Origin of the sequence: Limosilactobacillus caccae, assembly GCF_900156885.1 — a bacterium.
Classification (GTDB): domain Bacteria; phylum Bacillota; class Bacilli; order Lactobacillales; family Lactobacillaceae; genus Limosilactobacillus; species Limosilactobacillus caccae.
The window spans coordinates 84,822-99,356 of record NZ_FTOY01000004.1 but is presented as its reverse complement, the minus strand read 5'-3'; the positions used below and the strand labels follow the sequence as shown (position 1 = coordinate 99,356).

At 46.3% G+C, this 14,535-nt stretch carries 13 protein-coding genes, 1 tRNA gene and 1 other annotated feature; of the genes, 9 read left to right on the top strand and 5 right to left on the bottom strand.

The genetic code is table 11. From position 1 onward, the window contains the following. Window positions 1–8 precede the first annotated feature (8 nt). Both CZ502_RS00525 and CZ502_RS00520 read right to left on the bottom strand, forming a co-directional pair. Window positions 9–860 carry a MetQ/NlpA family ABC transporter substrate-binding protein gene (locus CZ502_RS00525; RefSeq protein WP_076459182.1) on the bottom strand — a complete coding sequence of 284 codons (852 nt, stop codon included), beginning with the start codon at window positions 858–860 and terminating at the stop codon, window positions 9–11. 86 nt (window positions 861–946) lie between these two features. Further along, window positions 947–1,190: a binding site (T-box leader), on the bottom strand. Between the two features lie 95 nt (window positions 1,191–1,285). Then, a complete protein-coding gene (locus CZ502_RS00520; protein WP_076459181.1) occupies window positions 1,286–2,269 on the bottom strand; it encodes a LacI family DNA-binding transcriptional regulator in 984 nt (327 codons plus the stop codon). A gap of 255 nt (window positions 2,270–2,524) precedes the next feature. On the opposite strand from CZ502_RS00520, the gene CZ502_RS00515 reads away from it, so the two are divergent. From CZ502_RS00515 to CZ502_RS00495, 5 genes are all read left to right on the top strand, one after another. Beyond that, entirely contained in the window at window positions 2,525–3,883 is a 1,359-nt protein-coding gene (locus CZ502_RS00515; protein WP_076459224.1) for a glucose-6-phosphate isomerase, read from the top strand. A gap of 18 nt (window positions 3,884–3,901) precedes the next feature. After that, entirely contained in the window at window positions 3,902–4,777 is an 876-nt protein-coding gene (gene scrK / locus CZ502_RS00510) for a fructokinase ScrK (protein ID WP_076459180.1), read from the top strand. A 19-nt stretch (window positions 4,778–4,796) separates the two neighbouring features. Continuing rightward, complete coding sequence (locus CZ502_RS00505; protein WP_076459179.1) at window positions 4,797–5,063, top strand: SemiSWEET family transporter; 267 nt, start codon at window positions 4,797–4,799, stop codon at window positions 5,061–5,063. 136 nt (window positions 5,064–5,199) lie between these two features. Next, window positions 5,200–6,132 (top strand): L-lactate dehydrogenase, encoded by a 933-nt coding sequence (locus CZ502_RS00500; protein ID WP_076459178.1) that lies wholly within the window; start codon window positions 5,200–5,202, stop codon window positions 6,130–6,132. Window positions 6,133–6,398: 266 nt separating this feature from the next. Then, a complete protein-coding gene (locus CZ502_RS00495) occupies window positions 6,399–7,586 on the top strand; it encodes an MFS transporter (RefSeq protein ID WP_076459177.1) in 1,188 nt (395 codons plus the stop codon). Between the two features lie 22 nt (window positions 7,587–7,608). Here the strand turns inward: CZ502_RS00495 and CZ502_RS00490 are convergent, their stop codons facing one another. Next, window positions 7,609–7,896 (bottom strand): FMN-binding protein, encoded by a 288-nt coding sequence (locus CZ502_RS00490; RefSeq protein WP_076459176.1) that lies wholly within the window; start codon window positions 7,894–7,896, stop codon window positions 7,609–7,611. A gap of 63 nt (window positions 7,897–7,959) precedes the next feature. Then, window positions 7,960–8,601: an endonuclease III gene (gene nth / locus CZ502_RS00485; RefSeq protein WP_076459175.1), complete on the bottom strand. Its 642-nt coding sequence runs from the start codon at window positions 8,599–8,601 to the stop codon at window positions 7,960–7,962. Between the two features lie 297 nt (window positions 8,602–8,898). On the opposite strand from nth, the gene CZ502_RS00480 reads away from it, so the two are divergent. The 3 genes from CZ502_RS00480 to CZ502_RS00470 all read left to right on the top strand — a co-directional run bounded on the left by CZ502_RS00480 (window position 8,899) and on the right by CZ502_RS00470 (window position 11,825). Beyond that, window positions 8,899–10,353, top strand: a complete 1,455-nt coding sequence (locus CZ502_RS00480) for an APC family permease (RefSeq protein WP_076459174.1) — start codon at window positions 8,899–8,901, stop codon at window positions 10,351–10,353. Further along, window positions 10,337–11,677, top strand: a complete 1,341-nt coding sequence (locus CZ502_RS00475) for an aspartate aminotransferase family protein (protein WP_076459173.1) — start codon at window positions 10,337–10,339, stop codon at window positions 11,675–11,677. Before CZ502_RS00480 ends, CZ502_RS00475 begins: the two co-directional genes overlap by 17 nt. A gap of 74 nt (window positions 11,678–11,751) precedes the next feature. Beyond that, window positions 11,752–11,825 (top strand) — tRNA-Thr (locus CZ502_RS00470). A 58-nt stretch (window positions 11,826–11,883) separates the two neighbouring features. Here CZ502_RS00470 and CZ502_RS00465 read toward each other — a convergent pair. Beyond that, entirely contained in the window at window positions 11,884–13,218 is a 1,335-nt protein-coding gene (locus CZ502_RS00465; RefSeq protein WP_076459172.1) for a ClC family H(+)/Cl(-) exchange transporter, read from the bottom strand. A 137-nt stretch (window positions 13,219–13,355) separates the two neighbouring features. Between CZ502_RS00465 and CZ502_RS00460 the strand changes: the two genes are divergently transcribed. Then, on the top strand, window positions 13,356–14,528 hold the full coding sequence (locus tag CZ502_RS00460) for a cation:proton antiporter (protein ID WP_076459171.1): 1,173 nt from the start codon (window positions 13,356–13,358) through the stop codon (window positions 14,526–14,528). Window positions 14,529–14,535 lie beyond the last annotated feature (7 nt).

Genomic DNA, 14,535 nt, shown 5'->3' with positions numbered 1-14,535 from the left:
AATCCTCCTTATTTATTGAAGTTAAGGTCCCAGGCAGGAATTTCCGCGGTCCCGTAGTTCTTCTTAATTTCTTGCTTTGTCTTTTCGGTTTGGTAAGCACGGACAACATCCTTGTAAATCTTGTTGTTTTGCTCGTCTTTCTTGGCGGCAATGATGTTTACCCATTGCTTAGAGTCCTTGTTGACTGGTTCAACGAAGATTGCGCTCTTGTAGTTGATCCCGGCAGCCTGGGCATAGTTGGTGTTGATCACTGCGGCATCGACATTGTCTAGTGAACGGGCAGTTTGATCGGCAGCCAATTCCTTAATCTTAAGGTCCTTTGGGTTCTTCGAAATTGAGCTAACGGTGGCCAGCTTGGTTCCCTTCTTTAATTGGATCAACCCAGCGTTCTTTAATGCGAATAAGGCCCGTGATTCGTTTGACGCATCGTTAGGGACGGCAATTGTTCCGCCATCAGGAATGTCTTTGACGCTCTTGTACTGCTTGGAGTAAAGACGGATTGGAGTGATGAATGTGTCACCGACGGAAACGATGTCAGTCTTGTGTGCCTTATTCCAGGTATCGAGGAATAGCTTGTGTTGGAATGCGTTAAGGTCAACGTCGCCATTTTCCAAGGCCTTGTTTGGCTGGTTGTAATCGGTGAACCGCTTGAATTTTAACGTGACATTGTACTTGTCCTTGGCGGTTTTACTTACTGATTCCCAAATTCGGTCATCTTGCTTGGAGCCCGCCATAATCCCGACAGTCACCGTTCTTTTTGCTTGCTGTTGCGGGCGCACAAAGCTGAAGTAACCAGCAATAATAATTACCAGGGCAACGATAAGCCAAATGATTGTTCTCTTCTTTTTACGTCTTCTCATAATAAATTCTCCCTTTCATCTTATGAATAATTGCTACTGTTAATTGAACGTTAATGTTAGTAAATAAAAAGCACTCGCCCTTTGACTAAAAGGACGAGTGCTTCGCGTTACCACCTTTGTTTGTTAGGCCCTCACAGACCTAACCTCAGTAGGTAGCTCTAATAAAAATATTAGAATTACCTAGCACTAGTAACGTGTGCTAACCCGTTATCGACTAACAATCATCGATACCATTCCAAGCCCATCTTCAGCACCTATCCTTACTCTTTTTCACCAACCAGGAGCTCTCTTAAAAGGTTCAATACTTACTCTGCTTTTCGATATGTTTTAACGTTCAATTAATTATTATGCATTTCATTATAATGATTCTCTCATTTTTGTCAACAACTTTTTAATTTTTCTTTTAAAATAAAATGGAACGGCCGCTAAGCAGTCGTCCCGTTGTGGATTTTCACCGGCAAGGTAACGGATTTGCTATTCTCATTTTTCTCAATCTTTGCTCGCAAAATCTGGGTAGCCACGGTGGCGAGTTGGCTGATGGGCTGTTGGATAGTGGTTAGCTGCGGGGCGAGCACCGTCGTCATTGCAGCGCCATCATAGCCAACAACTTTGAGGTCAGTGGGGACTTGCTTGTGGAACTCCGCGGCGACACTAATAATTAGGCAGGCGTCAGTATCGTTAGCAGCGAAGATTCCATCAACTTCTGGGTGGTCCCGGAAAATTTGGCGGAAAGTTTCCTTCTTTTTTTCGTTCGACCAGCAAAAGTCTGTACGGTAGGTGATGGGGGTTAGTTTATTTTTAGCGAGGACATCCTGGTAGGCGAGACGGCGGTTCTGGGTAGGGGAGATAAAGTTTAGCGGCCCGTTGGTGTGGATGATGCACTTACAGCCATCGTCAAGCAGACGCTGAGTCGCCAGCACACCGCCCTGATAATTATCCGAGGAAACCACTGGAATGTCGTCATTCATTTTTTGGTCAATCGCCACAATTGGTAGGTTGGGGTGGTGGTATTCTGGCAATCCTTGATTATGTGCCCCCACGATTAAGCCATCAACTTGTCTTTCGAGGAGCTGATGAAGGTAACTTTCCTCTTTAGCGGGGTCGTTTCCACTATTACCGACGAGGACCTTATAGCCTTGCTGGTAAAGCAACTGCTCTAATTCGTTCGCTAGTTGGCCGAAAAAAGGGTTATTAATTGTGGGGAAAATTAGCCCGACTAGTTTCGTCTGCTGTTTATACAGTTGCCGGGCAATGGTATTTGGCCGGTAGTTTAGCTTAATCATTGCCTGTTGTACTTTGGCAATCGTCTCTTTGCTGAGGTAGCCACGGTGGTTTAAGACGCGGGAGGCGGTTGTTTTTGACACCCCCGCTTCTTTGGCAACGTCGTCTAGCTTTATATTGTTTTTCATAATTCACTCACTTAAAATCCGGTTAATATTAGTCAAATTATATCATTTTCACCAAAAAATAAAATTTTTTTGGCAAAACGGTCTGCAATTTAAATTACTAAAAATAGGTAAAGTAAAACGTTGTGATAATAAAATGGTTTAGTAAAAGTGAAATGTTAACCGGTTGACATATATTTTGGAAGCGGTAACATATAACCGTCAAATGAAGTAAGCGCTGTCTTGAATTGAAAATTAAGAAGGAAAGAAGTTTTGATGATGTCATATGTTTCATTAGATACACAAGGGTTAAAACAATTTGTCCATGATAATGAATTGGGCGAAATGCAAGCAATGGTAAACGCTGCTGATGATGAACTACGTAATGGGACTGGTGCTGGCGCCGATTTTCGGGACTGGCTGCATCTCCCAACAGAATATGATAAAGAAGAATTCGCCCGGATTAAGCAGGCTGCCAAGAAGATCCAGGCAGACTCAGAGATTTTAGTTGTTATTGGAATTGGTGGTTCTTATCTCGGTGCCCAAATGGCAATTGATTTCTTGCATAATACCTTCTATCAAGCACAGAAGGCGGCAGATCGGCAGTACCCACTGGTAGTATTTGCGGGCAATTCACTAAGCTCTACCTATGTGCATGACCTCCTTGAACTGATTGGCGATAAGGACTTCTCAATTAATATCGTCTCCAAGTCAGGGACGACAACCGAGCCATCGATTGCTTTTCGGATTTTGAAGAAGAAATTAATCGCTAAGTACGGGGAAGATGAAGCGAATAAGCGGATTTACGCGACAACTGACAAAGCCAAGGGGGCTTTGAAGACGGAGGCTGACGCTCACGGCTACGAGAGCTTTGTTATTCCTGATGGTGTCGGTGGTCGTTATTCAGTATTATGCCCAGTTGGCCTGTTGCCGATTGCTGCATCTGGTGCCGATATTGACAAGTTGATGGCCGGGGCGGCCCAAGCGGAGAAGGACTTTGCGGACGCTGATTTGAGTAAGAACGAAGCTTACCAATATGCTGCCTACCGGAACATCTTATACCGCAAGGGTTACGAGACTGAACTGCTAGAAAACTACGAACCCAACATGCGGATGTTTGCCGAATGGTGGAAACAATTGGCTGGGGAGTCTGAAGGGAAGGACCAAAAGGGAATTTACCCATCAAGTGCCAACTTCACGACAGACCTCCACTCCCTTGGACAGTATATCCAAGAAGGGCGCCGTTTCTTAATGGAGACGGTCGTTAAGCTTGATAAGCCAAACCATGACGTGAAAATTCCAACCGAACCAGACAACTTGGATGGCCTTGGTTATCTTGAAGGGAAGTCAATGGACTACGTTAATACTAAGGCTTATGAAGCGGTTGTCGCTGCCCACACTGACGGTGGTGTTCCAGTAATGACGGTGCACATCCCACAAGAAGATGAATACACCCTCGGTTATTTGATCTACTTCTTTGAAGTGGCCATGGGTATTTCTGGCTACTTAAACGGGATTAACCCGTTTAATCAACCGGGTGTTGAAGCATATAAGACCAACATGTTTGGCCTGCTCGGTAAGCCGGGCTATGAAGAAGTTGGTAAGCAATTACGGACAAAGATGGCAAAGAACGATTAACGAAAATGAGGCGATAATATGTTATTAGGAAGTATTGAAGCGGGCGGGACCAAATTTGTTTGTGCAGTTGGCAATATTAACTATCAAGTTCAAGAATCAATCCATATTCCAACCACGACCCCCGAAGAAACCCTGCAAAAGTGTATTGATTTCTTTAAGCAATTTGATAATTTAAGTGCAATTGGGGTTGCCTCCTTTGGGCCGATTGAAATTCGGCGGAGCTCCCCGAAGTATGGTTACATTACTAACACGCCAAAGAAGGGCTGGCAAGATGTTGACTTTGTCGGTACGTTGAAAAAGGCGTTCAATATTCCAATTGCCTGGACAACGGATGTTAATGGTTCGGCTTACGGGGAATACGTATTGTCGACCCTCTTTAATAAGCGGATCCACTCCCTGGTTTATTACACGATTGGAACGGGGGTCGGTGCTGGCTGCGTTATCGATGGTAAGTTTGTCGGTGAGTTAGGCCACCCTGAGATGGGACACATTCGCTTAAAGCGGCACCCAGACGACCTTGACTTTAAGGGAATTTGCCCATTCCATGGCGATTGCCTAGAAGGATTAGTTAGTGGCCCAACCTTTGAAGCGCGGACTGGTAAGAAGGGGAAAGATGTTCCGCTTACCGACCATGTATGGGATATCATGGCTTACTATGTTGCCCAAGCGGCCCTTGACGCAACTTTGATGTTTAGACCCGGCCAAATCGTCTTCGGTGGTGGGGTTGTAAGTGAAGAATTCTTAAAGAAGGTTCGCCATGAATTTAAGAAGCTATTAAATAATTATGTTGATGTTGGTGATGTTGACGAATACATCACGATGCCCCTCGCTAAAAATAACGGATCAGCCACAATTGGTGACTTTGCACTAGCACTACAAGCAGCAACGGAATAGAAAAAAGAGGTTTAAGAAAATGAATGAAACGAAGTTTATCAGTTGGTTAGGAAAAATCGCCAGTGTAATTGCCATTTTAATGTACATTTCTTACATTGCGCAAATCTACAACAACTTACATGGTAGTTACGCGGCACCTCTGCAACCCTTTGTTGCCGGTGTTAACTGTAGCTTATGGAGTATCTATGCTTACTTTAAAAAAGACCGGGATTGGCCAGTCTTTTGGGCAAACTTTCCCGGAATCTTCTTCAGTTTTGCTACCTTCTTAACTTGTTTCCCGTGGTAAATCAAAAATTTATTGCAAAAAAAGCTGATGGCTTCGTCACGTCATCAGCTTTTTTTACTACTAGTAATTAAAAATGAATTATGATAACATTAAAAACGAATGAGAAAGATAGACCAACTGAAAGGAGTTTTGGTAAATGACACGAAAAGTAGGCGTTATCGGCATGGGTAATGTGGGTTCAACAGTTGCTCACTACATTGTTGCAATGGGGTTCGCAGATGAACTGGTATTGATTGATAAGAATGAAGCGAAAGTTAAGGCTGATGCCCTCGACTTTGATGATGCAATGGCGAACTTGCCGTTCCATACAAATATTACCGTCAACGATTACGGTGCATTGAAAGACGCTGATGTGGTAGTTTCAGCCCTTGGGAACATTAAATTACAGGATAACCCTAATGCTGACCGGTTTGCAGAATTACCATTTACCCGGAAAGCAGTCAAAGAGGTTGCCCAAAAGATTAAGGATAGTGGCTTTAACGGGAAGATCGTTGCCATCACGAACCCCGTTGATGTTATCACCTCACTCTACCAGAAGATTACGGGCTTACCGAAGAGTCACGTTATCGGCACCGGGACTTTGCTGGATTCTGCACGGATGAAACGGGCAGTCGCCCAACGTCTTCACTTAGACCCTCGTTCAGTAGCGGGCTATAACCTTGGTGAGCACGGAAATTCCCAGTTTACGGCGTGGTCAACAGTCCGGGTTCTTGGCAAACCATTAACGGCAATTGCTGACAAGAAGGGCTTGGACCTAGAGGAATTAGACAAGGAAGCTCGAATGGGTGGGTGGACAGTCTTCCAGGGGAAGAAGTACACCAACTATGGGGTCGCAACCGCAGCGGTTAAGCTCGTTAACGCAATCCTTTCTGATTCACTGACTGAAATGCCAGTATCGAATTACCGTGAAGAATACGGCGTTTACTTGTCATACCCCGCGGTCGTTGGTCGTGACGGGATCGTTGAGCAAGCGCAGCTCGACTTAACGCCCGAAGAATTAAAGAAGTTGCAGACCTCTGCCGACTTCATTAAGGAAAAGTATCAGGAAAGCTTAACAGCAAACGACTAAGTAAGCATTAAGTTGGCAATGGTCATCTTTCCGTGGTACAGTAGAACAGCTAGTTAAAAGGGAGTGAGAAAAAAGTCCAAAATCTTGATTTTGGACTTTGTCTTCGAACCCCCGCGAGGATGGCTAGGTGTTCTGAGCGTTGATTTATCAACGGTCAGAATCCAGCCAGCTACCGCGCTGTAACATTAATATCTTTAAAATAGCAAAGAGGCTGAGTCTATTCCCAGCCTCTTTATTATGGAAAAATTACGAAAGGAAAGAAGAAAATGACAAAAGAAGTTAAGCGGATCGTTGGCGTTGTTCTTTTTTGTGAGTTCCTCATCTGCTTGGGGATGAGCCTTATCTTCCCTGTCATGCCATTCATTAAAAATGAATACCACTTCACTGCTTTTGACATGGGGGTAATGTCATCACTCTTTGCCTTTGTACAGTTCGTTGCATCGCCACTTGTTGGCCAGTGGTCAGACCGGATTGGGCGGAAGCCGATGCTGGTGTGGGGGCTGTTCATCTTTGCTTTAGCAGAGTTTGTTTTTGCGGCGGCCCAACACTTGTGGCTCTTTGATTTTTCCCGGGCAGTTGATGGCCTGTCGGCAGCGATGTTTGTCCCGACCTCGATGGCCTTAGCCGCTGATATTACGACCGAGGCACAACGGGCAAAAGTGATTGGCTGGCTATCAGCTGCCTTTAGCGGGGGCTTGATTCTTGGCCCAGGACTAGGAGGAATCCTAGCGAGTGTTAGTTATAAGTTCCCGTTTTGGGTTGCTGGTGTGCTGGGATTAATCAGCATGGTAATTGCCTGGCGCTTTTTGCCAAGCGATGATGATGCCCGCTTTAAGAGCGAGACGAAAAATCCGGAGCGGCAGTTGCTTAAGAGTGGCTGGGGCCAGGTTAAAAAGATTATGACGCCGACGTTGATAACGTTATTTGGGATGATCTTTGTTGCGGCGTTTGGCCTTGCCGGCTTTGAAAGCATTTATAGCCTGTACGTAAATGAGGTCCATAATTTTGACCTCGGGGCGATTGCCCTTGTCTTGACACTGAACGGAATTATTTCTCTGATTTTACAGGTGTTTCTCTTTGACCGCTTAGTCCTATGGATTGGTGAAATTAAACTAATTCGCTATAGCTTTTTACTTAGTGTTATCGGAACGGTGATGATCATTTATGACCGCCGGCACTGGGTAATTATTGTTGCGACCCTGTTTGTTTTTGAGGCCTTTGACCTGTTGCGCCCGGCAATTACGACCTTATTGACAAAGATGAGTAAAACTAACCAGGGACTATTAAACGGGATTAACATGTCGCTGACGAGTGTCGGTAATATTGTTGGTCCACTATTGAGCGGCTACCTGCTTGATGTAAACTACCACCTACCATACTTGGTCGTAATTGTTTTCCTAATTATTTCCTGGGTAATAACTTACGTCCTTAGTCGTGAACGGGCGCCAAAATAAAAAATGAGACTGAATTTCAGTCTCATTTTTTGTTTTGGCGGGCTTTTACTAGTGCATCAGCAGTCGCCTCTTTGATTGCCCGACTTGTTGCTGAGGCGCCAGTAATCCCATCGACGTCAGCGCTGTTTGCCGCCACGATTTTGCCTGGTAGGTCGTCAAGAGCCCATTTCCCCGTTTCGGACTCATGCTGTTCAATGACTTGAAGATCCTTAATCTCTTTATCCTCATAAGTTAGTAGCACCTTCAACTCCCCGCCGAAAGCACTAAAGCCATTGCCAACATATTGATGAGGTTTAAGTGAGTCAGTCATTTCAATGCCCCCTTATTAAATTTACCCAAAGAATATCATAAACGGGCAACCAAGGGTAAGGAGTTACATCACATTGTCTTGACCTGTCTTGCAAATTGATAAGAGGGGGCAATCTGCGCATCGTGGGTTACGTGCCATGCATTGGTAACGGCCCCAAAAGATCATGCTATGGTGAGCATCAAGCCAGTGTTCTGCAGGGATAGACGCCATCATTTTCTTTTCAATTTGCAGTACGCTAGCTTTAGGGTCAACCATTTGCAGCCGGCGAGCCACCCGGCTGACGTGGGTATCAACGGGAAAGGCGGGAATATTAAAACATTCCGCTAAGACGACATCAGCGACTTTGCGCCCAACCCCGGACAGGCTGGTCAACTCTTTAAGGGTATGGGGAACTTCACCATTGAAGTCCGTGACAAGCTGGCGGGAACAGTTGACGAGAAACTTTGCCTTGTTGCGGTAGAGGCCGAGACGCTTGATATACGGTTCAACGTCAGCGGGTTCGACACTTGCTAGGTCGGCAGGGAGCGGGAAACGGGCAAAGAGCGCGGGGGTGATTTCGTTGACGGATTGGTCAGTTGACTGGGCACTGAGAATGGTTGCTAGTAAGAAGTGGTAGTTTGTGTCAGCAACCAGTGTTGTGCCAGCATCGGGAAATTTTTGCCGCATCACCTTAACCGCGTAACGAATTTCTGCGGGTGAGAGCATTAGGATCATTCCTTTCGAAAGTAGTTACCCTTATTCTACTCCCGGTGAGGGAGAGAACGAAAGGTTACTAATGAGCTTTTAATCATTACCTTGTGATTTAACGGCTGGTGTTTATCAAATTAAGGCTAGCATTATGGCAATAAAAAAGCGCGTGCGCCCGTTGTTTACAAGAAAACGGTTTCTTAATCAAAGTTTAAATAATCGTTTGACCTACAAGAAACAGCTTGGTAGAATGAATTAAAGATTTTCTTATAATTCTAATCAAAATTTAATTATGGAGAGAAAAGGAGGATGATTATGAGTTTTTGGAAAACAATCACACGTAAAGAAGACCCGCGTGTTTATAACAAAAAAGACGGTCACTTAGTTCGATCTTTGAAGGTTCGGGACTTTTTAGCTTTAGGTGTGGGGACAATTGTGTCGACCTCCATTTTCACTCTTCCAGGTGAGGTGGCCGCGATGCATACCGGACCAGCTGTCGTGATTTCATTTATAATCGCCGCGGTAGTTGCGGGACTCGTTGCCTTTGCCTATGCGGAGATGGCGGCGGCGATGCCCTTTGCTGGGTCAGCTTATTCCTGGATCAATGTTGTTTTCGGGGAATTTTTTGGCTGGGTTGCCGGCTGGGCACTACTGGCGGAATATTTCATCGCGTTAGCCTTTGTGGGTTCCGGCCTTTCCGCAAACTTTCGGGCGTTGCTGGCACCGTTAGGACTGAAACTTCCGGCGGCATTATCTAATGCCTTCGGGACTGATGGCGGGATTGTCGACTTAGTTTCCGTTCTTGTGATTGTGTTGGTTGCGGCCTTGATTTCCCGCGGCGCTTCACGGGCAGCCCGGGTTGAAAATCTCCTTGTTATCTTAAAAGTATTTGCGATCTTACTATTTATCTTTGTGGGGATGACCGCGATTAAGGCGGCTAATTTCACACCGTTTATCCCGCAATACCATGAGACTGCTAATGGTGCCTTTGGGGGCTGGCAGGGGATTTATGCCGGTGTTTCGATGATTTTCCTTTCCTACATCGGTTTTGATTCGATTGCTGCTAATTCTGCAGAGGCGATCAATCCGCAAAAGACAATGCCACGCGGAATTTTAGGGTCACTTTTGATTGCAGTTATCCTCTTTATCGCTGTTAGTCTGGTGTTAATCGGTGTTCTGCCATACCAAGAATATGCTAACAGTGCTGAACCGGTTGGCCTTGCATTACGTGCTGCCCATCATGGTGGGGTTGCAGCGGTTGTTCAATCAATTGCGGTTGTGGGAATGTTTACCGCATTGATTGGGATGAGCATGGCCGGTTCACGACTGATTTATTCCTTTGGTCGGGACGGAATGTTACCAAAGTGGTTGGGCAAGCTTGATAGTAGTGAGCGGCCGAATAACGCGCTATGGACACTAACAATTGTCGCTGTTTTGATCGGGGCTTTCTTCCCATTTGCGTTCTTGTCACAATTGATTTCTGCTGGGACATTGATTGCCTTCATGTTCGTTTCACTTGGTATTTACGCACTACGACGGCGGGAAGGAAAGGATATTCCCGATCCATCATTTAAGGTGCCGTTCTACCCTGTCTTACCAGCACTTGGCTTCCTTGCGTCCCTGCTTGTCTTTATGGGCCTTGACTACCAGGCAAAGCTTTATGCCGGTATTTGGTTCATCCTGGGCTTAATTATTTATTTTGTCTACGGGATGAGACATTCGACAATGGCAAAGAAAGTAGGCGGTCAAAATGATGGAGAAAAACAATAATGAAGTACTAAAAAGAGAAAACGCTGCGTTCGCGACCGCAGCACGGATTAAATACTATGATATCGTTCTTGATCATGGACAAGGGGCAATTGTGACTGACATTGAGGGCCGTGACTATCTTGACTTACTTGCTAGTGCGAGTTCGACCAATACGGGTCACGCTCATCCACAAATTGTCAAGGCAATCCAGGACCAGGCCGCCAAGTTAATTCAATATACACCAGCATACTTTGCCAATTCGCAGGCAGCGCGGTTAGCACCACGACTTGCGAAGCTGGCACCGATGACTGGACCGGTTGAAGTTGTGTGGGGCAATTCCGGTTCAGATGCTAATGATGCCATCATCAAATTTGCCCGTGGCTATACGGGCCGTCAATATATTGTTTCCTTTACCGGAGCCTATCACGGCTCAACTTACGGGTCGATGAGTTTGTCCGCCGTTTCGCTAAACATGGCGCGGAAGATGGGGCCGATGCTACCAGGAGTAGTCAAGGTGCCATTCCCCAGTCCCTGGGAACGGCTCGCTAACGAGAGTGAAGATGAATTTGTCGACCGAATGTTTAAGAACTTTAAGCTGCCGTTTGAAACTTACTTGCCAGCAGATGATGTTGCAGCAATTTTGATCGAACCAATTCAGGGCGATGGGGGAATTGTCAAGACGCCACCTGCTTACATGCAAAAGATTTATGATTTTGCTAAAGCGCACGGAATTCTCTTTGCAGTTGATGAGGTCAACCAGGGAATGGGGCGGACAGGCAAGTGGTGGTCAATCCAACACTTTGGCATTGAACCGGATTTAATGTCCGTTGGTAAATCGCTGGCATCTGGCTTGCCACTGAGTGCAATGATTGGGCGTAAGGAGATTATGGAATCCCTTGCTGCCCCGGCAAATGTCTACACGACTGCCGGTAACCCAATTACGACCGCTGCCGCTAATGCGACGCTCGACGTTATTCAAGACGAACACTTACTTGAGCGTTCACAAAAGCTTGGGCAAAAAGCTGCCGCCTTCTTTAAAGAAGAACAAGAGAAGTTTCCGTTTATTGGGGATGTTCGGATGTACGGCCTTGATGGGGGGATTGATATTATTGATCCCGCTACAGGGAAGGGTGATCCGGTAGCCACCACCAAGTTGATGTACCGGATCTTTGAACTGGGCGCAATTATTATTAGCCTGCGGGGCAGTATCTTGCGCTTCCAACCACCGCTAGTTATTACTGAAGAAGAATTGACTAGGGCATTTTCAATAATGGATCGCGCCTTTATCGAGTTAGCTGCTGGTAAGTTAGCTGCCCCGGCTAACGCTGATGAATTGGGCTGGTAAAAAAGCAAGAAAAAGCGGGTAAGTTTACCTGCTTTTTCTTGCTTTTGTCGTGATTTCTTCGCTATACTACAATTGCCACCTTAGCTCAGCTAGGTAGAGCACATCCATGGTAAGGATGAGGTCGGCGGTTCGAGTCCGCCAGGCGGCTTAGTTAAGAGAAAATAGAAAGCCCCAGTACCATCTCGTCAGGTACTAGGGCTTTTTCATTACTTTGGAAACGATTCTTTTCGCAATGACTCGTAGATCGGTGCGCCACCGAGTAAGCTGCTGGTGACATAGGCGACGAAGGTCAAAATCGCCATTGGCAGGACCTGGTCGACTGAGCCAACCATTTCGGTCAAGAGGGTGATGGCGGTAAATGGGGCTTCTTCAATTGCACCAAAGTAGGCGGCCATGGTAATCACAATGACATTCAGATAGCAACTCGCCGGGATGATGTGATAGTGGATCATCACGGTAGCCGCAATCGCCCCGAGAAGGGAACCGATGACGAGGATTGGCATGAAAATTCCGCCGGGAACAGAAGCCCCGTAACTAACCATTGAGAAGACAAAGCGGATGATTAAAAAGATAAGTAAAATGCCAAGCAGCTTTAGCCATGGTTGATTTGTTGTCAAAGTCGTAACCGTGGTGACAAAGTTATGGCTTCCCCCAAGGATCCGGGGATTCCACAACCCGATGGGGATGACTAATAAGAGCGGGATAACGCTGTGGTAGATGTGGGGGAATTTCAGCTTACTAAACCACCATTTAAGGTTTAACAAGACATATTGGTAGCCAAACGAGAGGACACCGATTATAATTCCTAGTACCAATAACCAGCCATAACTTGCCCGGGGAAGGTTTGCTTGCAAGGGGAGGTAAAGGCAGGGATTAGTGCCAAAGAAGAGGATGGTCACAAAGTCAGCTGAGATTGCAGCGGCAAGCGCGGTGACACAAGCCTTAGGGTGGAAATCAAAGGTGATTTCTTCGACGAGAAAAATTACCCCGGCAAGGGGCGCACTAAAGGCCGCCGCTAGCCCTGCGGCCACCCCACATTCTAGTAAGAGCCGTTTTTCCCGCTGACTACTATTAAATTGCTCGCTGCAAATTTGCCCGACACAGGCCCCCATCTGGATACACGGCCCTTCCCGCCCGAGAAAGAGACCTGGGCAGATAGCGAGGAGACCCCCGATAAACTTTCGCCAAAGAATATCGCGGGCATTCATCTGGTGTTCGTTTAGTAGAATGGCCTCAATTTGCGGCACCCCCGAGCCGACAAGGTCCGTCAATGCAGGCTTAAGGATCCGGCTGAGCAGCCAGACGATTAAGAGGGTCAATAAGATGTAAGGGATCAGTAGGAGGGGATGGCCTGCCATTAGCGGGTAGATTATGTAAAGTCCCTGCATGGTGTGGTCGATAATCCAGCGGAAGACGCTGACGATAAGACCGGTGACCAAGCCAGTAATGATTCCCTTAAAAATAATGCCGGTAAAGGCGGTGAAGTTGGGTCGACGTAAGATATCGCTTGCCCGTTTAACAGCTACTTGATTGGTACTCAATTTCTTCTCCTCCACGTAAATAGTTCCACAATTATTATAATCCTAGTAAGAAGCAATTAAGAAGTGCGGATTGGAAAAACAATTATGGTACAATTTACTCTATATGTAGTTTTTAGACAGATGAAGGGAGAAAAAGCATGGAATTTATTGCAGTGTTAGCGGGCTTGCTGCTCGCGACCCAAATCGTTGCCCACTTTTGTCGACGGGTAGAAATCCCCGAAGTCATTGGGCAGATTTTGGTCGGGATTGTGGCCGGGCCGGCGGTATTGGACTGGGTTCACCTTAATACGATGATGAACGAGTTCCAAGAAATTGGGGTTATTATCCTAATGTTCATCGCCGGACTCGAAAGTGACCTTTCACTACTTAAAAAGTACCTGAAGCCAGCGGTCATCGTTGCGATCGTCGGGGTCGTGATCCCGATTGCGGTGATGGCACCAGCGAGTTATGCCTTTGGCTTCACTAAGCTAGAGTCACTATTTATCGGGGTAATCTTTGCGACCACGTCAGTTAGTATTTCCGTCGCGGTTTTGCGGGAATTCAAACGGCTCGATAGTCGCGAAGGGGCCACGATTTTAGGGGCCGCGGTTGCCGATGATATCATCGGGGTTATCCTATTGAGTGTGATGATCAGTGTGATCAACGGGAGCAATGCTTCAAGCGGTCACGGTGGTGGTCACTCCCTGGGAATTATCCTATTGATGCAGGTTGCCTTCTTTGGTGGGACATACCTGCTGATTCGGTGGCTTGCCCCATACTTGATTCACGCAAGTAGTAAGATGTTGACGGTTGCGTCGACCTCCGTGATGGCGATGATCATCTGTTTAGGGATGGCCGCCATTGCTGATTACGTCGGCTTAAGTGGTGCGGTTGGTTCCTTCTTTGCCGGAATCGCTGTTGCTAACTCCAAGCACAAAGAAGTGGTTGACCGCTCATTTGTACCGATTGGTTACGCAATGTTTATTCCACTGTTCTTTGTCAGCGTTGGGTTAAACATGAGCTTTGATAATATCGACAAGTCAATCTTCTTCGTGATCATCATGACGATTCTCGCCTGCCTTACCAAGCTGCTTGGTTGTGGTGCCGGGGCAAAACTCTCTGGCTTTAGCACGCCAAGTTCCTATGTTGTTGGTAGTGGGATGGTCGCTCGTGGTGAGATGGGATTGATTACGGCCCAGATTGGGTACAATGCCCACCTATTATCGTCGATGTATTACTCCGACGTAATTACCGTGATTATTGTAGCAACTGTTTTAGCACCATTTATTTTGAAACATTCATTAAAAGTATCAGCAAAAGAACTTGAGTAAGGAGTCC

Coding starts and splice junctions, on each gene's coding strand:
- CZ502_RS00495 (WP_076459177.1), top strand. CDS start 6,399: ATGACAAAAGAAGTTAAGCGGATCGTTGGCGTTGTTCTTTTTTGTGAG.
- CZ502_RS00480 (WP_076459174.1), top strand. CDS start 8,899: ATGAGTTTTTGGAAAACAATCACACGTAAAGAAGACCCGCGTGTTTAT.
- CZ502_RS00475 (WP_076459173.1), top strand. CDS start 10,337: ATGGAGAAAAACAATAATGAAGTACTAAAAAGAGAAAACGCTGCGTTC.
- CZ502_RS00490 (WP_076459176.1), bottom strand. CDS start 7,896: ATGACTGACTCACTTAAACCTCATCAATATGTTGGCAATGGCTTTAGT.
- CZ502_RS00525 (WP_076459182.1), bottom strand. CDS start 860: ATGAGAAGACGTAAAAAGAAGAGAACAATCATTTGGCTTATCGTTGCC.
- CZ502_RS00460 (WP_076459171.1), top strand. CDS start 13,356: ATGGAATTTATTGCAGTGTTAGCGGGCTTGCTGCTCGCGACCCAAATC.
- CZ502_RS00500 (WP_076459178.1), top strand. CDS start 5,200: ATGACACGAAAAGTAGGCGTTATCGGCATGGGTAATGTGGGTTCAACA.
- scrK (WP_076459180.1), top strand. CDS start 3,902: ATGTTATTAGGAAGTATTGAAGCGGGCGGGACCAAATTTGTTTGTGCA.
- CZ502_RS00515 (WP_076459224.1), top strand. CDS start 2,525: ATGTCATATGTTTCATTAGATACACAAGGGTTAAAACAATTTGTCCAT.
- CZ502_RS00505 (WP_076459179.1), top strand. CDS start 4,797: ATGAATGAAACGAAGTTTATCAGTTGGTTAGGAAAAATCGCCAGTGTA.
- CZ502_RS00520 (WP_076459181.1), bottom strand. CDS start 2,269: ATGAAAAACAATATAAAGCTAGACGACGTTGCCAAAGAAGCGGGGGTG.
- nth (WP_076459175.1), bottom strand. CDS start 8,601: ATGCTCTCACCCGCAGAAATTCGTTACGCGGTTAAGGTGATGCGGCAA.